Origin of the sequence: Ruegeria sp. HKCCD7221 (assembly GCF_013031225.1) — a bacterium.
In the GTDB taxonomy this organism is placed as follows: domain Bacteria; phylum Pseudomonadota; class Alphaproteobacteria; order Rhodobacterales; family Rhodobacteraceae; genus Ruegeria.
Window position 1 is genome coordinate 447,987 of the sequence record NZ_WPZE01000001.1, and the last position, 16,821, is coordinate 464,807.

The window sequence follows — 16,821 nt, forward strand, 5'->3', positions numbered from 1 at the left end:
TAGTGAAGGCATTTAGGTCTGACCAGCCTCATTTGCGACTTGGCGCGCTATGTCTGGACTTTCTGGCTGTATGTTCTATTTTTGTTCTCATGCTTGTTGCCCCTGTTCGCCCTACGGTTTCAAACCGAGACTGGCCGCGCCCACCTGCCTGTCTGCCAGCCAAGCGGCTGGACGACCCACCCGAAGGCGCGCGGGTGGCCGTTGCCGGGTTGGTGATCCTGCGGCAGAGGCCGGGGACGGCCAAGGGGGTGATCTTTCTGACGCTTGAGGATGAGACCGGTATCGTGAACGTGGTGGTCTGGCGTGCGATCTATGAACGCTTTCGCCGCGCCGTGATCTCGGGGCGGTTGTTGCGGGTCACGGGGCGTATGCAGCGTGCGCATTCGGTGACCCATGTGATCGCCGAAGAGATCGAAGATATCTCGGAAATGCTGGATGTGTTGGTGGGGGGAGTATGCGGGCGCGACGGAAAACCCGTGCAAAACGCTGAAATCCGACTTCGGTCATATTGCCGCCCTAGTTGAATGATAGACATCAATTCAACTATTGGAAAAAGAAATATGAAAAACAAATATTTATACCGCATTTTTCGATTGAGACGGCTGATTGTCGTCAGCTTGGCACTCCCGTTCTTAGGATGGTTTGCTGGGATATCTCTGTTTGGGTCTGCGGATTTAATTGCGAACCCGATCATAAAGGCAGGGGTCGCCTTGGCGTGCACGACCGCTATTCTGAGTTTGATCATGGTGTATCCACGCGTCTGGTGGGATACGATTTGCGCGGCGACAGTGTTGGGGTTGCTGCTCATGTTCCTGCCGCTGCTGGAAACACTGCCGGAATATATGCCCAGAGACCAAGGCGTCATGGCGGTATTGTGGACGATATTCATTGTCGTTTTCGGTGGCATATTTCTGTGGTTGGGCCTGTACATGTCAATGTTTGTCCTGATCGCGATCCCATCCCGATCCATACGTGACAAGTCCCGCGTGTCGGTTCCCTTGTCTGCCGATGCGGCATTTGAAATCCTGAAGGCGAAACCGGATGCGGATGACGGATTTCATGCCACCGGGCCAGCAGACGCCGACGGTTTTTTCACCACTTCCTTCGAGATGAACACGTTTGACCCCGCGACATATTTGCCGACCACGGAAATCATGACAAAGCGCACACGAATCCAAGAGCAGGGTGCGTGCTTTCAGCTTATTATGTACGGATACGATATCGAAGGTGATATTAGGTACGACCTTCAGGAACTGCGCGTAGAGCAGAGAAAGGGCCGGTCGCTCTGTTCAACCATCACACAGAAAAGCGAATCCAACCTGTTTGAGTCCATTGGGTTCTGGATCGAGGACTTTGGCTCAGATCACCTGCTGTCACACCTTAGGCAATCTCAAGGGTTGGACTCAGTCTGCATCAGGGATTTGCCGTATCGCAGCCCGATTAACGATCTGGCGCGGCATTTCGGCGGTGGTGAGTCCGACGCCGGTGATCACCGACCACAATATTAGCAGTTTCAAGTCGGGCGCGGTTCAAAAGTCTGCCAGCCTCACCGCTTGAACAAAACCCCCTGCGATTGCTTGTCCCGGTGATCTCCTCGCAGCTCGGCGTGTAGTGCGCGACCAGCTTGAACACCGGGGCGGGCGCTGACGGTTTCCAGCCAGCGGGTGAAATGAGGTTTGTCTTCCAGCACCTGCTGTTGTCCTTCCCACAAGCTAGCCCATCCCCAGATCGAAATATCGGCGATAGAATAGAAGTCACCTGCAACATATTCATTCTCAGCCAGTCGACGATCGAGCACCCCGTACAAGCGGCCAACCTCAGCGCGATACCGATCTTTCGCGTAGGGCAGGTCCTGAGGCGGGTCCAGTTGTGGGGCGTATTTAAGGAAATGGTGCGCCTGACCCGCCATCGGTCCGACGCCGCCCATTTGCCACATCAACCATTCTTCAACCGCCACTCGATCTCGTTCCGTCGTGCCATAGAACCGGCCGGTCTTGCGGGCCAGATACATCAGGATCGCGCCGCTTTCAAAAACCGAGATCGGCTGTCCGTCCGGTCCGTCTGGGTCGACGATTGCAGGCATTCGGTTGTTCGGAGCGATCTTCAGAAACTCGGGGTCGAATTGGTCGCCCTTACCGATGTTGATCAGATGAGTTGTATAGGGCAACTCCATCTCTTCCAGCGCGATGGAGGCCTTCCAACCATTTGGCGTGGGCCAGAAATACAAGTCGATCATGATGTCTCCTCAGGTTGAGAGGATCATGGGGCTTTCTGACCGAAGGGCAATAGCTGTTGTGACTGAGATAAGGCAAAAAGCCGTGACCAGCGGCGGTATGCCCGGCACAAGATATTGTGGCACCGTTTTGCCTGGGCGCTATGGCGCTTGGGTGAGCGGGGCGAAGCGGACCCGTGACGTTGCACCGGTCAGGGTTGACGCGCTGACAACTGAGGCGTAAGCGCAAGGTAATACGTGGCGATTTGTTACCGGATTGCGGGCCACGCTAAATAACACCGCTAAAAGGTCAGGATGAAAGGCCCCTTTCGCTTGACCGCGTCTGGGGTTTTTTTGATGCCCTTGCTAGGCAAGGGCCGAGAGGAATGAGATGAGCGAGAGCTGGAACAAACGCACCCAAGCCGTCCACGGCGGCATTCGTCGCAGCCAATATAACGAAGTGTCCGAGGCGATCTTTCTGACGCAGGGCTTTGTTTACGAAAACGCTGAACAGGCCGAGGCACGGTTCATCGAAGCCGGCCCGGATGAGTTCATTTATGCCCGCTACGGGAACCCGACCGTGTCGATGTTCGAACAGCGCATCGCGGCGTTGGAAGGGGGCGAGGACGCCTTTGCCACCGCGTCTGGTATGGCGGCGGTGAATGCTGCTTTGACCTCGATGCTGAAAGCGGGCGACCATGTGGTTTCGGCCAAGGCTTTGTTTGGTTCTTGCCTGTATATCCTTGAAAACATCCTGACCCGCTATGGGGTCGAGGTGACGTTTGTAGATGGCACCGATCTGGACGCGTGGCAAGCGGCGATCCGCCCGGATACTAAAGCCGTGTTTTTCGAGTCCATGTCGAACCCGACGCTCGAAGTGATCGACATTTCGGCTGTTGCCAAACTTGCTCATGCTGTCGGCGCGACCGTGATTGTCGACAACGTTTTTTCGACCCCGGTCTTCTCGCGTGCGATCCAGCAAGGTGCGGATGTGGTGGTTTATTCTGCAACAAAGCACATTGACGGGCAGGGGCGGGCGCTTGGCGGCGTCATCATAAGCACCAAGGATTTCATTCGCGGAACTATCGAGCCGTATCTCAAACACACCGGGGGGGCGCTTAGCCCGTTCAACGCGTGGGTGATGTTGAAAGGTCTGGAAACGATGACCTTGCGGGTCAACGCGCAGGCCGAGTCTGCCCAGATCATTGCCGAGGCGTTAGAGGGGGATGCCGCGCTGGAACGCATATTGTATCCCGGCCTGAAGACACACGCGCAGAACGCTTTGGTTCAGTCTCAACTAGGCGGCAAGGGCGGCACGGTTCTGTCATTGGACATCAAGGGTGGAAAAGAGGCTGCATTTGCCTTCCTCAACGCGATGACGATTCCGGTGATCTCAAACAATCTTGGGGATGCAAAGTCGATTGCAACCCATCCGGCTACGACGACCCATCAGCGCCTGAGTGACACGCAGAAGGATGAATTGGGGATCACACCGGGCCTGATCCGTTTTTCGGTTGGGCTTGAGGACGCAGGCGACCTGCTTGCCGATATCAGGCAGGCATTGGCCGCTTCTCAGCGATAAGGAAGCGTCCAGACCTGATAGGGTTTTGTCAAAGGTTAGTGTGCGGGGTGGTAAATTGCTTTTCCCGCACCGAAATTCGATCCGGACTGTGTTTTCCGACGTATAGAGAATAATTGGTAAACACGCCAAAGCTGTATATAGTCCGGCGACCAACCCCAAGGAAACCCGATCGATGAACGTGCATCCCCGTGACATTGACGAAGCCCCAAACAATGACGAAGCCGCAGCCGCGCTGAAGACGCTGCGCAAATGGGCCCAGACCGCGACCGAGGCCGAGATCAGCCAGCTTGATCCCGCAATCGCGCGCCTTGTTCCGGGGCTGGTGCCGGTTAACTATCCATCGCTGTCGCGCGAGTATCCCGAAGGGTTCGAGGTTGACGCAGCCTATCGCTCCACGCTGCCCGATCTTCAAAACGGACCGTCCAGCCTGATCCGTGGGGCAAAGCAGCAGATTCAGCACGTTGGCATCTCGAACTTCCGCCTGCCGATCCGGTTCCACCGTAAACAGGGCGATGATCTGACGCTTGAGACCTCGGTCACCGGCACGGTCAGTCTGGATGCCGAGAAAAAGGGCATCAACATGTCCCGGATCATGCGGTCTTTTTACAGACATGCCGAGCGGACATTCAGTTTTGAGGTCATGGAGGCTGCGTTGAGCGACTACATGACCGATCTGGACAGCTTTGACGCGCGGATACAGATGCGGTTTTCCTATCCCGACAAGGTGAAAAGCCTGCGTTCGGGACTTGAGGGCTATCAGTACTACGATATCGCGCTGGAACTGGTCGAACAGAACGGCGTGCGCCAGAAGATCATGCATCTGGACTATGTGTATTCCTCGACCTGTCCCTGTTCGCTGGAACTGAGCGAACACGCGCGGTCCACGCGCGGCCAATTGGCAACACCACATTCGCAGCGCTCGGTTGCGCGTATTTCCGTTGTGGTGGACTGTGATGCAGATTGCCTGTGGTTCGAAGATCTGATTGCGTTGTGCCGCCGCGCGGTGCCCACGGAGACGCAGGTCATGGTCAAGCGCGAGGACGAACAGGCCTTTGCCGAGCTTAATGCGGCCAACCCGATTTTTGTCGAAGATGCCGCGCGGCTATTCTGCGCCGAGTTGCTGGCGGACCATCACGTGGGTGATTTCCGCGTTATCGCCAGCCATCAAGAAAGCCTGCACAGCCATGACGCAGTGTCTGTCCTGACGGAAGGGCCGACATTTGTGTCAGCCAGCCTGGACCCAAAGCTGTTTTCAACTCTGTTTCACGTCGGGTGAGGTTTTAAGGTCTCAGTATTGACCTTACGGCATGTTTTTGCCGCATCGCAGCGAAAAATGCTGCAACAGCACAATCTTTGAAGTAGGCTCATGTGGAATGCAGCCGTGGCAGGGCCGTTTCTTGGCGGTACGGGCCACTCCTGAAGGAAGCTGAGACGTGCGACGCCTGAAACTGCGCGACATCGCTTTCCGCCCGAAACTTCGCGGCGGGCAGGGCTTATTACTCTTCGGCTGGCTGCGTTGTTTTCAGAGGAGAGACTACGTATGAACCCGATTATCCAGCCATTGGAATTTCAGGCTGCCGCCATCAAGATGGCGGGCTATGCGGTTAGCAACCAAATGAAAATAATGCATATTTTGACGCAATCGGCATTGGAGTTGCCGTTTGTCTCGGTGCATGCGTTGCACACGTCTTCGTCTGCACCTGAGCCGGTTACACCCAAGCCAAAAGCCAAGCCAAAGGCAAAGCCAACCGTACGGAAAACGGCGCGCAAGGCCGCGCCGACTGTGAAAGAAAAGCCCGCTGTGGCTGCGAAGACAGTTGCAAAACCCAAGGCCGAATCATCTCAACCCAAAGCGGCGGCTAAAGCTAAACCAGCAAGTGTTGCGGCCAAACCTGATGCGAAACCTGCGGCGCGCGCTGGTCGGACAACAGTCGCAAAGCCTGCTGCGCCGAAAGCACCTGCAGCGCGTAAACCCGTCGCTAAGACTGCCCAGGCCAAACCCACTGTTGCAAAGCCCGCGCCCAAGGTGGCGGCTGCACCGGTTGCCCCGAAACCTAAGGTCAGCAAACCTGCACCCGCAAAACCTGTGACTGTTAAGCCTGTGGCTGCAAAACCGGCGGCCAGCAAACCTGCGGCTACCAAAACAGCCACCGCAAAACCGGCTGCCGCGAAACCTGCGGCTGCAAAACCGGCAGCGCCAAGCAAAGTGGTTGTAAAAACTGTTGCGCAGAAGGCCGAAGCGGAAAAGCCTGCGGCCCCTATGCGGCGAACGCGTGCCCCGTCCACACCTCCGGCAATGCCAGTGCCGACCGGCAAAACGACCAAGTAAAACCGGACTATTGCTTGACACCGTCGTGCAGGCGCGCCAACGCTGCGCCTCATGACGGATATGCGCCCGGTTGGATATGTGATTGGCCTCTTGGTCGCCATTCTTGGGGCGACCATGATTTTGCCGTTGATTGCGGACCTGATCGAGGGGCGCGGCGAATGGCACGTTTTCCTTGAAAGCGGCGTCATCACTGTCCTGACCGGAGTGGTTCTGGCAATGAGCTGTTCCAACGGGGTCGGGGAAGGTCTGACAATTCGACAGACCTTTTTGCTGACCACCGGAGTTTGGGTGGCTCTGCCCTTCTTTGGTGCCATTCCGTTTCTGTTCGGTGAGACTGAGCTGCGCTTTGTTGACGCCTATTTCGAGGCGATGTCAGGTCTGACAACGACCGGTTCTACCGTTATTTCGGGGTTGGATGACCTTCCTCAGGGGTTGCTGCTGTGGCGTGGTGTGCTCCAGTGGCTTGGGGGTATCGGGATCATCGTTGTGGCGATGGTGTTCCTACCCGAACTCCGTGTCGGAGGGATGCAGATCTTCCGCTCTGAAGGGTTTGAAACCATGGGGAAAATCCTGCCGCGTGCGCAGGAGATTGCCGGGCAGATTTCTCTGATCTACGTGTTTCTGACCTTCGTCTGCGTTCTGGTCTACGCGGGCTTTGGCATGAGCTTTTTCGACGCTTTGGTGCATGCGATGACGACGATCGCGACGGGCGGGTTCTCGAACTATGACGACTCGTTCGCAGCGTTTTCCGGGCCGACCGAGTACGCTGCGGCAATTTTCATGATCCTCGCCGCGCTTCCTTTTGTGCGGTACGTGCAGCTTGCAAATGGCAATACGCGGTCCCTTTGGCAGGATAGCCAAATACGGACGTTCCTGATCACCATCATTGTGCTGGTGCTGGTCATGACGGTGTTTTTGCTGTGGGTCTTCCCGCATCACTGGGAGCAGGCGTTTCGGCAATCCCTGTTTAATATCACCTCGATCATCTCGGGCACCGGGTACGCCAGTGTGAACTACATGACCTGGGGAAGCTTCCCAGTGATGGTCTTCTTCCTGATCGGCTTGATCGGCGGGTGCGCGGGATCAACCGCATGCTCCATCAAGGTTTTCCGCTATCAATTGTTGTTCGCCTCGATCAAAACCCAGATCAGGCGCATTCGATCGCCGCATGGGGTCTTCATGCCGCTTTACGATGGGCGCCCCATCGGAACGGACGTGCTGACTTCTGTCATGAGCTTTTTCATGTTTTTCGTCCTTTCGATGGGCATTCTGGCCTGGGCATTGGCCTTGACCGGGCTGGACTTTATCACGGCGGTGTCCGGGGCGGCGACGGCCTTGGCCAATGTGGGGCCGGGGCTGGGGGAACAGATCGGCCCGGCTGGTAATTTTGCAGGGCTAAGCGATACGGCAAAGTGGCTGCTTTCGATCGGTATGCTGGTGGGTCGGCTCGAATTGCTGGCCGTGTATGCCCTGTTCACCGTTCAATTCTGGAGAAGCTGATGAAACGACCGCTTGGTGCGCAGATATCGCATATGCTGAAAGAGCGTGGTGTGGATGTGATCTTTGGTATTCCGGGCGTCCATAACCAAGAGATGTATCGCGGTATCGAAGAGGCGGGCATAACGCACGTATTGGCGCGGCACGAACAGGGTGCGGGCTTTATGGCGGACGGTTACGCCCGCGCGACAGGCAAACCCGGCGTGGCCTATGTGATAACCGGGCCGGGCCTGTGCAACATCATGACTCCGATGGGGCAGGGCTATTCGGATTCAGTCCCGATGCTGGTCATCTCGTCCTGTCTGGATGAAACGCAGGCTGCGAGCGGTCAGTTGCACCAGATGAAGGATCAGCGCGCCGCGGCTGAGGCCGTGGCTGACTGGTCGTGTCAGGCCAACACCGCGCAGGCCGCTTATGGTTTGGTGGAGCGCGCGTTTGAAGAGTTTGCACTGGCCCGTCCGCGTCCCAAACATATTCAGGTGCCGATTGCTCAGCTTGAGGCTGAGGCTGATGCCGCGCCATTTCCAAACCAATTCGGGCTCAGGACCAGCGTCAAGCCGCCGGATGTTGCTCCGGTTCTGTCAATGCTTAACATCGCGCGGCGGCCATTGTTCATTTTGGGTGGAGGCACGCGGTCGAACCTTTGGCGTCAGATACTGACGCAATTGGGGGCCGCTTGTTTTACGACTTTTGCAGGTCGGGGCATGGCCGGTCTGAATTATGCGTTGGATTTTGGGGCCCACTTGTCGCGGCCGGGCAGTGCCGAAGTGATCGCGTCGGCCGATCTGGTCGTCGCGGTGGGCGCAGAACTGGGCGAAGTTGACCTGTGGCGTAACGAATTGGGCCACACGGCAAGCCTTGTCCGTGTGGATCTGGATCCCAAAGTGCTGTCGGATCACCATCGCGCTGCGGTCAAACTTCAAATGGATGGTGAGAGTTTCGCCCATGCTTTGTGGGCCTCCATTGACCATGTGAAACCCGCGACCGGTTGGGCGAAGGAAGAGGTGGCCGAGGCCCGGGCCCGTTGGAAAGCCGAAGTCGACGCCGTGCGTCCGGGTGTTGTGCCCGTGATCGACGCACTGCGCGACGCGTTGCCGGCTGATACGATGATTTATTCAGACATGACCCAGTTCGCCTATGTCGCGAAAGAGGTTTGGGATATGGCCTATCCCTATCTCTGGCATCACCCCACGGGGTTCGGCACCCTTGGGTATGCGCTGCCTGCGGGAATCGGTGGAGCCGTGGCCCGCCGCGGAAAGCCGACAGCCGTCATCGCGGGCGACTATGGTTTTCACTACACGATGATGGAGCTGGGCGTTGCGGTTGAATTGGGGCTCTCATTGCCCATAATCCTGTGGGATAACGGTAAGCTAAAAGAGATTGAGGACAGCATGGTCCGTGGCCAGATTGCGCCCAATGCTGTCGTTGCGCACAATCCCGACTTTTGCAAACTGGCCGAGGCATTTGGTGCGTTGTCGGCAGAACCATCCAGTCTGGATGAAATGCAAAAGGCTGTGCGGGCAGCACTCGACGCTCCGGTCCCGACGCTGATCCGAGTCACTCCGGACATTGTCTGAAAAAAACGCCGCTCGAATGAGCGGCGCTTTGGTTTACTGGGCTCTTGGTTAGTCCCAACAGTGAACCAATACCGTCATTCCCGTGGCCCGGCGATTCAGTTCATTCGGAGTAACCTGTGCCGTGGCCTGCCCGGACTGCCCCGATACGCCAGCCTTATCTAAAATTTCGTTCAGACGTGCCGCTGACGCTGCCAAACTGACCGAGGCGGGCAGGGTGCGCCCGTCTGACGGTGTTGGCAGCAACATGCCAACCACTTGGCCACTATCGTCAAAAACCGGGCCGCCCGCGTCGCCGGGTAGGGCGGCCAATGCCAGGCGTTTCACACCTTCTTCACCGTTCAGGCCGCGGATGTCTGCCACTTGGCCGTATGTCAGTGTCGGAGCACCCAATGCCCCCTCGTAAGAGAACCCCGAAACCGCCACTTCGGATTGAATTCTGGGCGTGTCAGAGTTGAATTCCGCAATGCTGATCGGCGCAAGATTGTTTTTGGGCCGCAGGACAGAGACACCTAAATCCGCGTCGGTCCAGGCAACCTGCAGCTCTTGCTCGTCGTCCAGTGTCACGCGTGCGCAAGTGTCGGCTGCCTCGGAAACGGTAAGAACCGTACCGCTGGAATCCGCGAAGAACCCCGAGCGTGAAAGACGCGGTTTGCGCACCTGCAAACCAGATACAAGGTCGACGCGCTGATCTGCGTTCGCCCCTGCACCCGCGTCCAGAACAGCGTCAGTTGTCGTGAAGCTGGCTTTCATCGCGGCCAGAACGCGCGCGCGGCGCGCCTCGTCCCCGTCGGGCCAGACAAGGGTAAAGCCTTTGATTGCGCCGTCTTTCAATTGTGCTTGTGTATAGGACACGATGTCGTTTCCGCGCCCTTCGATCATAAAGCTGTCTGCGCGCAACTGTCTTGGGCCCTCCAAGGGGATGATCTCAAGCGATTGCATAACTTCGTAGAGCGCGCGCAGCGTGTCCTTGCCGCCGTCCTGACTGATCAGCAAGGCTTTGGCGTCCAGACTTGAGGTGCCGTTGAAATGAGCGAATGGCGCCTCGTACCGCTCGAATTCAACCACGCTCAGTGGCATGTCCATATTTATCCCGGCCTGCGGGTCGTTATGGCGTGCCATGCCTACACTGATCAGGGGTGCATTGTAGGCATCCATCAGTGCCTGCCTTTGGGCGGTGGTCAGAACGCCTGTAGCCTCAAATCCATTGAATCGTTGCCAATCGCCCATCGACCGGCGTGTGCCCGGACCGAACGCGCCGTCGATTGTCGAGTTATAGAACCCGGCGGCCTGAAGCGCCGTCTGCAGGTCTTTACGTTCCTGTGCGGTCAAAAGACGCTCGCTCTGAAGGGCTTGCGCGCGGCTTTCATCTGAAACTTGGTGCGTTAGTCCTGTCACGGGCTGCTCGGCCGCAGGCTCGACAGGTGGCGTTACGACCCCTCGATCCAGAATGTTGACTCCGACGGGCCAGAACTGCTGCTCCAATGAGTTTGAGAACGCGATGTAGCTGTCAGCGGGGATTTGGCCCTCAGCGCGGTAAACCCTCAGGACCTGCTCGGCGTCGTTTTGCAAATATGGTCCGATTACAATGGCATACCAGCCAGAGTTGAGGCGAAATCCGTTCACGTCTGGCAATACGTTGGCGTAAACCTGCGCCCGTTCCTGCGCCTCACGAAGTGAGGGCTGTGCCTCGACCTGAACCCAGACGCCAGCGTCTTGCTGCGCAAATACGGCGCGCACGCCAAAGAAGAATAGAAACAGAATTGCAGTGAATATGCGTGTCATTGTCTGCCCGTGTCCGCAGTGTTTTATCTTTGGGTCAGACTAAGCGATTTGCACCATTGAACGCTATGCCCCGATTACGGGGAATTTCCAGTGTGGCGGTCCAGTGACAGCCAAGGTGCACTGGGACGTTGACGCCCATTGGCCCCTTGCATAGGAAGGGCAAAACCCATCGGAACCGGGCGCAAATCCGCCCAAAGGGAAAGTCATGACCGAACAGTCCAGCGCACCTCGTTCTTTTCAGGAGATAATCCTGCGGCTACAAACCTATTGGGCCTCGAAAGGGTGTGCCATTCTACAGCCCTACGACATGGAAGTTGGCGCAGGTACGTTCCACCCGGCGACCACGTTGCGCGCATTGGGGTCAAAGGCTTGGGCTGCCGCCTATGTGCAGCCCTCGCGTCGCCCCACAGACGGGCGATACGGTGAAAACCCGAACCGGCTGCAGCACTATTATCAGTATCAGGTGTTGATCAAACCCAGCCCGCCGGACCTGCAAGAGCTGTATCTGGGGTCGCTTGCGGCGATCGGGATCGACATGGATCTGCATGACATCCGTTTTGTCGAGGATGACTGGGAAAGCCCCACCCTTGGCGCGTGGGGGCTGGGCTGGGAAGTCTGGTGTGACGGTATGGAAGTCAGCCAGTTCACCTATTTCCAGCAGGTCGGCGGCCATGACTGCGCGCCTGTTTCAGGCGAGCTGACCTATGGCCTTGAGCGTCTGGCCATGTATGTGCTGGGCATCGATCATGTTATGGACATGCCGTTCAACGATCCCCAATCCCCCAGCCCATTGAAATACGGTGATATCTTCAAGCAGACCGAAGAGGAATACGCCCGCTGGAATTTTGACGTGGCCAATACTGAGGTTCTGCTGCGGCATTTCGAAGAGGCCGAGGCCGAGTGCGCCACTATTTTGGCGCAGGAACATGACGACCCGAAAACCGGCAAGCGGATCGTGATGGCGCATCCGGCTTATGATCAATGCATCAAGGCCAGCCACATTTTCAATCTGCTGGACGCGCGGGGGGTGATCTCGGTCACTGAGCGGCAGGCTTATATCGGTCGTGTTCGGGCGTTGGCCAAGCAATGCGCCGACGCCTTTGTGATGACTGAGGCCGCCGGGTTCGAGGCCTGATGCCTCGATCACGCCAAACCGGGCAACAGAACCTTCAGGCCGTCTGCAATCATCCCGATTGCGATGGCCGACAGGATCATGCCCATGAAACGGCTCATGATGACGCGGGCGTTTGCAGACAGCCGCTTGGCAAATGCCGATGCGTTCCAGAAGGTGATGAACAGCAAGAACAGCACCGCCAGAAAAACGCCCGAGTAGATCATGGCGTCAACGGGTTTGGAAACGTGGTGCGCATACAGGATCAGCGTCGTGATCGTGCCGGGCCCAACAAGAATGGGGAAGGCCAACGGATAGAAAGCTACGGTTTCGGGCTTGGGGTAGGATTGTTTTTCTCCTTCCGTCCCGTGATGAGAGGTGCTTTCGTTCCCGTTCAGCATGTTCAGCCCAATCATGAGAACAACCAACCCGCCCGCGACACGCAGGTCGTCCACGCTGATGCCGAAAAGACCAAGGGTTTTGTTGCCAACAGCGGCAAACGCTCCACCCAGTATCAGGCAATAAAGTGCGGTCTTGGTCGCGACCTTTCTTTGATCGGCGGGCGACAGGCCATCTGTCACGCTCAGGAAGACGGGCAGGTTGGTGATGGGGTTCATGATTGCGAACAACGCGCCGAAAAAACCGGCGGCAAGGGTGGGGTCCATTCCGTGTGCCTCAACTCAACCTGTATTGGATTGAAACCTGTCGCATTTTTCGCAAGTTTGAAAGAGGTCGCGTGATCGGGGTGTGGAAACTATGACCGGAAAACTGCTTGCTATTTTGTTGCTTGTGTCGGCTGGCATCGCTGGTGCGGCCATGTACTACTTACAGGTCTATGGGTTTTATTATTCGGTCGAACCCGGTTCGGATCAGGATGTCGTTCTTTTGTCCGCGGATGGTGAAACGTCCATTCCCCTTGAACACACCGCTTTTCAGGCGATTGACGCCGACAGCTCGCCGATCCGGTATCGGGCCTGTTTTGAGACAGAAGAAAACGCTTCGACTTTGTCAGCCTTCTTGCCTGCCGAAAGCCCCGAGCCGTTGACGGCCCCAAGCTGGTTCGAATGTTATGATGCGATAGCCATCGCAGATGCTTTGAAATCGGGGCAGGCCCGCGCGTTTGTAGGGGTCAAAAACATCCACTACGGCGTTGATCGCATTGTCGCCATTACAGAAGATGGCAAAGGTTTTGTCTGGCACGCGCTAAATAATTGCGGTGAGAAAGCCTATGACGGAACGGTAGTGGGTGAGGAATGCCCACCCCGACCCGAGAGTTGAGGGCCCCATGAACGACGCCGCGCTGCACGTTCCTAATTTTCTTACCGCGACGCTTGGCATCGCGGTTTACCTGATCGGGGCCGAGATCAACGCGCGCTTCGCGTTGCTGCGTCAGTTCAACATACCCGAGCCGGTCACAGGCGGTTTGCTTGCCTCGTTCACTCTGCTGTTTTTGTATCTCATCACCGGCCTTGAGCTGAGTTTCGACCTTTCTGCCCGCGATTTCCTGTTGATCGTGTTCTTCGCAGGGATCGGGCTGAATGCTCGTCTGTCCGATTTGATTTCTGGCGGCAAACCTCTGTTTTTGCTTCTTATTTTGACGTTAGTTACGATTGTCGCTCAGAATGTGGTTGGAGCGGCAGGCGCGGTGGCGTTCGGCTATCCGGCACAGGCAGGGGTTCTGTTCGGCTCGGCTGCCCTGATCGGCGGTCATGGAACTGCGATCGCCTGGGCGCCTGAGGTCGGCGCGGTCACCGGTCTAAGCGGCGCCACCGAATTGGGGGTCGCCGTGGCGACTCTGGGTCTTGTACTGGCGGCGGTGGTTGGCGGGCCGATTGCCCGCTTTTTGGTTGAAGGCAAGAACCTGACGCCTGACCGCCCAAACGAAGAGCATACGGTCGGCCTGCCTGAGGACGCCACCGAGGCCGAGGCTAAGATCGACCACCTGACCATCATGCGCGTTCTGCTGTATCTGAATTTGGCGATCATCTTTGGATATATGCTGAATGGGGTCATTGAGGCGGCGGGGCTGAGGCTGCCTCTGTTCGTGCCCTGCCTGATCATGGGGATCGTCATCGCAAATATCCGCACGGCCCTGGCCCCCAACGCGCCACCCGTGTCGCGGACACCGTCACTGGCTCTGATCTCGGAATTCTCGCTGGGCGCGTTTTTGGCCATGTCGTTGATGAGCTTGCAACTGTGGACTATCGCTGAACTTGGAATGGCCATTGTCGTGATCATGGCCGCGCAGACGTTGTTTGCGGTGATGTTCGTAATCTGGGTGCTGTTCCCGGTGATGGGCAGCAACTACCGCGCCGCAGTTCTGGCCGCCGGGTTCGGAGGGTTCGCCTTGGGTGCGACACCTACCGCTATTGCCAATATGACCGCAGTGACCAAGAGATATGGTCCATCGCCTATTGCCTTTATCGTGCTGCCCCTTGTATCCGCCTTCTTTGTGGATATCGCCAATGCAATCGTCATCCAGACGATCGTCAATTTCTAAGGACTGACAATGCCCGACCTGCTGATCGAACTGTTCTCTGAAGAGATCCCCGCGCGTATGCAGACCCGCGCCGGTGAGGACCTGAAAAAGCGGATCACCGACGGTCTGGTCGAGGCCGGTTTGACCTATGCCGGGGCCGCCGCCCTGACCTCGCCGCGCCGTTTGACGCTGGCAATCGAAGGCTTGCTGGCGGAAAGCCCCACCATTCATGAAGAACGCAAGGGTCCCAAAGTGGGTGCCCCGGACAAGGCGATTGAGGGCTTTTTGCGTGGTGCAGGTTTGACCCGCGATCAGTTGGAAGAGCGCGAAACCCCCAAAGGCGCAGTCTATTTCGCCACCATCGAAAAAACTGGACGTCCGGCTGCCGAGATCGTGGCCGAAGTGCTTGAAACCACCATTCGCAATTTCCCGTGGCCCAAGTCGATGCGCTGGGGCAGTGGACCATTACGCTGGGTGCGCCCGCTGCACTCGATCCTTTGCATTCTCAGCGATGAAGCGGGCACAACAGTTGTTCCGTTAGAGGTCGAGGGGATCAAATCCGGTGACACAACGGCCGGTCATCGTTTCATGGCGCCGGATCGTTTCGCGGTTTCGTCGTTTGACGATTATGCCGCCAAGCTGAAACGCGCGTTCGTCGTCCTGAACCCTGCGGACCGGGCCGAGCATATCTGGAACGACGCGCAAAACATGGCGTTTGCTGCTGGTTTGGAAGTGGTCGAGGATAAGGGCCTGCTGGCCGAGGTCTCGGGGCTGGTCGAATGGCCCGTGGTGCTAATGGGCAAGATCGACGACGAATTCCTCGACCTGCCGCCCGAGGTATTGCAGACCTCGATGAGAGAGCATCAGAAATTCTTTTCCGTGAAGAACCCCAAGACTGGCCGGATCGAACAGTTCATCACCGTAGCCAACCGCGAAACTGCCGACAATGGCGTGACCATTCTGGCGGGGAACCAAAAGGTGCTGTCGGCTCGTTTGGCTGACGCGAAATTCTTCTGGGAGAATGACCTGCGCATCGTCAAATCCGACGGATTTGAACCGTGGGTCGAAAAGCTGGATGCTGTCACGTTCCACGCGCAGTTGGGCTCGCAGGGTGAACGGGTTCAGCGCATCGCCGCGCTGGCGCATGAACTGGCCGGAGCAACAGGTGCAACACCCGCGCTGGCGATGATGGCCGCGCAGGCGTGCAAGGCCGATCTGTCATCCGAGATGGTGTTCGAATTTCCCGAATTGCAAGGCCTGATGGGCCGCTACTATTCCGATGCCGCTGATCTGCCAGCAGAGGTGGGGCAGGCGAGTCAGGAACATTATTCTCCGCTTGGCCCGTCCGATGATGTGCCGACCGCGCCGGTTTCCGTGGCGGTCGCTCTGGCCGATAAGCTGGACACGTTGACCGGGTTCTGGGCGATTGACGAAAAGCCCACCGGATCAAAAGACCCGTTTGCCCTGCGCCGAGCAGCGCTTGGGGTGATCCGGTTGATCCTGACCAACGATCTGCGCCTGTCGTTGAATGATACTTTTGCAGGGGCGCTTGGCAAATTGCTGAAGCTGCCCGAATGGCAGGCTGCCTTGCTTGAGGCCAAGGCGAAACAAGCCAAGGCCGAGGATGCCGAGGCCGCCGCGCAAGAGGTTCACGGGCTGGCCCATCAGGTCGAAGCAGCGACCGCAATCGTTACCAATGCCCCGGCAGACCTGTTGTCTTTCTTCCACGACCGCCTCAAAGTGTTCCTGCGCGATGAGGGCATCCGACACGACATCATCGACGCCTGTATCGCGATGGACGGCAATGATGACCTCAACCTGTTGGTCAAACGCGCCCGCGCGCTGAATGCGGTGATCGCGACCGAGGATGGTGAGAACCTTGTGCAGGGGTTCAAACGCGCCAACAACATCCTGACGCAGGCCGAGGAAAAGGACGGTGTCGAATACTCGTACGGTGCGGACGTGAAATTCGCGGAAACCGACGGCGAAAAGGCGCTGTTTGCGGCACTGGATCACGCACAGGGGCAGATCGAGGCGGCGCAAAAGGCCGAGGATTTCCCCACCGCCATGACCGCCATGGCCGCCCTGCGTGGTCCGGTGGATGCGTTTTTCGAGGATGTTCAGGTTAACACCGACAACGATATCCTGCGCCGCAACCGCCTGAACCTGCTCAGTCAGATCCGGCAGGTTTGTGCGCGCGTGGCTGACCTCAGCAAGATCGAAGGTTAAGCTAGATCGCCCTTGCGCCACTG

General features: G+C 57.5%; 14 protein-coding genes and 1 riboswitch. Of the genes, 10 read left to right on the forward strand and 4 right to left on the reverse strand.

Annotated elements, in window-relative coordinates; translation table 11 throughout:
- Positions 1 to 89 precede the first annotated feature (89 nt).
- Both GOX73_RS02255 and GOX73_RS02260 read left to right on the forward strand, forming a co-directional pair.
- Positions 90 to 524 (forward strand): OB-fold nucleic acid binding domain-containing protein, encoded by a 435-nt coding sequence (locus GOX73_RS02255; protein ID WP_171122822.1) that lies wholly within the window; start codon positions 90 to 92, stop codon positions 522 to 524.
- A 219-nt stretch (positions 525 to 743) separates the two neighbouring features.
- Positions 744 to 1,508 (forward strand): hypothetical protein, encoded by a 765-nt coding sequence (locus GOX73_RS02260; protein WP_171122824.1) that lies wholly within the window; start codon positions 744 to 746, stop codon positions 1,506 to 1,508.
- 38 nt (positions 1,509 to 1,546) lie between these two features.
- On the opposite strand, the gene GOX73_RS02265 is transcribed toward GOX73_RS02260, so the two are convergent.
- Positions 1,547 to 2,236 carry a glutathione S-transferase N-terminal domain-containing protein gene (locus tag GOX73_RS02265; protein WP_171122826.1) on the reverse strand — a complete coding sequence of 230 codons (690 nt, stop codon included), beginning with the start codon at positions 2,234 to 2,236 and terminating at the stop codon, positions 1,547 to 1,549.
- A gap of 224 nt (positions 2,237 to 2,460) precedes the next feature.
- Positions 2,461 to 2,538: riboswitch (SAM riboswitch) on the forward strand.
- Positions 2,539 to 2,603: 65 nt separating this feature from the next.
- Here GOX73_RS02265 and metZ point away from each other — a divergent pair.
- Complete coding sequence (gene metZ / locus GOX73_RS02270; protein WP_171122828.1) at positions 2,604 to 3,794, forward strand: O-succinylhomoserine sulfhydrylase; 1,191 nt, start codon at positions 2,604 to 2,606, stop codon at positions 3,792 to 3,794.
- Between the two features lie 172 nt (positions 3,795 to 3,966).
- Positions 3,967 to 5,070 (forward strand): GTP cyclohydrolase FolE2, encoded by a 1,104-nt coding sequence (gene folE2, locus GOX73_RS02275; RefSeq protein ID WP_171122830.1) that lies wholly within the window; start codon positions 3,967 to 3,969, stop codon positions 5,068 to 5,070.
- Positions 5,071 to 5,636: 566 nt separating this feature from the next.
- On the opposite strand, the gene GOX73_RS20980 is transcribed toward folE2, so the two are convergent.
- On the reverse strand, positions 5,637 to 6,176 hold the full coding sequence (locus GOX73_RS20980) for a hypothetical protein (protein ID WP_171134766.1): 540 nt from the start codon (positions 6,174 to 6,176) through the stop codon (positions 5,637 to 5,639).
- Between GOX73_RS20980 and GOX73_RS02285 the strand changes: the two genes are divergently transcribed.
- Together GOX73_RS02285 and GOX73_RS02290 are read left to right on the forward strand one after the other, a co-directional pair.
- Complete coding sequence (locus tag GOX73_RS02285) at positions 6,175 to 7,623, forward strand: TrkH family potassium uptake protein (RefSeq protein ID WP_171121077.1); 1,449 nt, start codon at positions 6,175 to 6,177, stop codon at positions 7,621 to 7,623. The two genes, GOX73_RS20980 and GOX73_RS02285, sit on opposite strands and share 2 nt — an antisense overlap.
- Positions 7,623 to 9,197, forward strand: coding sequence for a thiamine pyrophosphate-binding protein (locus GOX73_RS02290; protein ID WP_171122834.1), 1,575 nt, complete (start codon positions 7,623 to 7,625; stop codon positions 9,195 to 9,197). Before GOX73_RS02285 ends, GOX73_RS02290 begins: the two co-directional genes overlap by 1 nt.
- Before the next feature lie 48 nt (positions 9,198 to 9,245).
- Here the strand turns inward: GOX73_RS02290 and GOX73_RS02295 are convergent, their stop codons facing one another.
- On the reverse strand, positions 9,246 to 10,979 hold the full coding sequence (locus tag GOX73_RS02295) for a serine protease (protein WP_171122836.1): 1,734 nt from the start codon (positions 10,977 to 10,979) through the stop codon (positions 9,246 to 9,248).
- 205 nt (positions 10,980 to 11,184) lie between these two features.
- On the opposite strand from GOX73_RS02295, the gene GOX73_RS02300 reads away from it, so the two are divergent.
- Complete coding sequence (locus tag GOX73_RS02300) at positions 11,185 to 12,114, forward strand: glycine--tRNA ligase subunit alpha (RefSeq protein WP_171122838.1); 930 nt, start codon at positions 11,185 to 11,187, stop codon at positions 12,112 to 12,114.
- An 8-nt stretch (positions 12,115 to 12,122) separates the two neighbouring features.
- Here the strand turns inward: GOX73_RS02300 and GOX73_RS02305 are convergent, their stop codons facing one another.
- Positions 12,123 to 12,755, reverse strand: coding sequence for a MarC family protein (locus tag GOX73_RS02305; protein WP_171122841.1), 633 nt, complete (start codon positions 12,753 to 12,755; stop codon positions 12,123 to 12,125).
- A 91-nt stretch (positions 12,756 to 12,846) separates the two neighbouring features.
- Between GOX73_RS02305 and GOX73_RS02310 the strand changes: the two genes are divergently transcribed.
- The 3 genes from GOX73_RS02310 to glyS are packed head-to-tail and all read left to right on the forward strand — an operon-like array spanning position 12,847 to position 16,798.
- Positions 12,847 to 13,368: a DUF6446 family protein gene (locus GOX73_RS02310; RefSeq protein ID WP_171122843.1), complete on the forward strand. Its 522-nt coding sequence runs from the start codon at positions 12,847 to 12,849 to the stop codon at positions 13,366 to 13,368.
- 7 nt (positions 13,369 to 13,375) lie between these two features.
- On the forward strand, positions 13,376 to 14,590 hold the full coding sequence (gltS, locus tag GOX73_RS02315; RefSeq protein ID WP_171122845.1) for a sodium/glutamate symporter: 1,215 nt from the start codon (positions 13,376 to 13,378) through the stop codon (positions 14,588 to 14,590).
- Positions 14,591 to 14,599: 9 nt separating this feature from the next.
- Positions 14,600 to 16,798 (forward strand): glycine--tRNA ligase subunit beta, encoded by a 2,199-nt coding sequence (gene glyS, locus GOX73_RS02320; protein ID WP_171122847.1) that lies wholly within the window; start codon positions 14,600 to 14,602, stop codon positions 16,796 to 16,798.
- The last annotated feature ends 23 nt before the right edge of the window (positions 16,799 to 16,821 follow it).

Bases quoted from the DNA above. Each gene is read 5' to 3' on its own strand.
- gltS (WP_171122845.1), top strand. From the start codon at position 13,376: ATGAACGACGCCGCGCTGCACGTTCCTAATTTTCTTACCGCGACGCTT.
- GOX73_RS02265 (WP_171122826.1), bottom strand. From the start codon at position 2,236: ATGATCGACTTGTATTTCTGGCCCACGCCAAATGGTTGGAAGGCCTCC.
- glyS (WP_171122847.1), top strand. From the start codon at position 14,600: ATGCCCGACCTGCTGATCGAACTGTTCTCTGAAGAGATCCCCGCGCGT.
- GOX73_RS02295 (WP_171122836.1), bottom strand. From the start codon at position 10,979: ATGACACGCATATTCACTGCAATTCTGTTTCTATTCTTCTTTGGCGTG.
- metZ (WP_171122828.1), top strand. From the start codon at position 2,604: ATGAGCGAGAGCTGGAACAAACGCACCCAAGCCGTCCACGGCGGCATT.
- GOX73_RS02310 (WP_171122843.1), top strand. From the start codon at position 12,847: ATGACCGGAAAACTGCTTGCTATTTTGTTGCTTGTGTCGGCTGGCATC.
- GOX73_RS02305 (WP_171122841.1), bottom strand. From the start codon at position 12,755: ATGGACCCCACCCTTGCCGCCGGTTTTTTCGGCGCGTTGTTCGCAATC.
- GOX73_RS20980 (WP_171134766.1), bottom strand. From the start codon at position 6,176: ATGAGGCGCAGCGTTGGCGCGCCTGCACGACGGTGTCAAGCAATAGTC.
- GOX73_RS02260 (WP_171122824.1), top strand. From the start codon at position 744: ATGGTGTATCCACGCGTCTGGTGGGATACGATTTGCGCGGCGACAGTG.
- folE2 (WP_171122830.1), top strand. From the start codon at position 3,967: ATGAACGTGCATCCCCGTGACATTGACGAAGCCCCAAACAATGACGAA.
- GOX73_RS02290 (WP_171122834.1), top strand. From the start codon at position 7,623: ATGAAACGACCGCTTGGTGCGCAGATATCGCATATGCTGAAAGAGCGT.
- GOX73_RS02255 (WP_171122822.1), top strand. From the start codon at position 90: ATGCTTGTTGCCCCTGTTCGCCCTACGGTTTCAAACCGAGACTGGCCG.
- GOX73_RS02300 (WP_171122838.1), top strand. From the start codon at position 11,185: ATGACCGAACAGTCCAGCGCACCTCGTTCTTTTCAGGAGATAATCCTG.
- GOX73_RS02285 (WP_171121077.1), top strand. From the start codon at position 6,175: ATGACGGATATGCGCCCGGTTGGATATGTGATTGGCCTCTTGGTCGCC.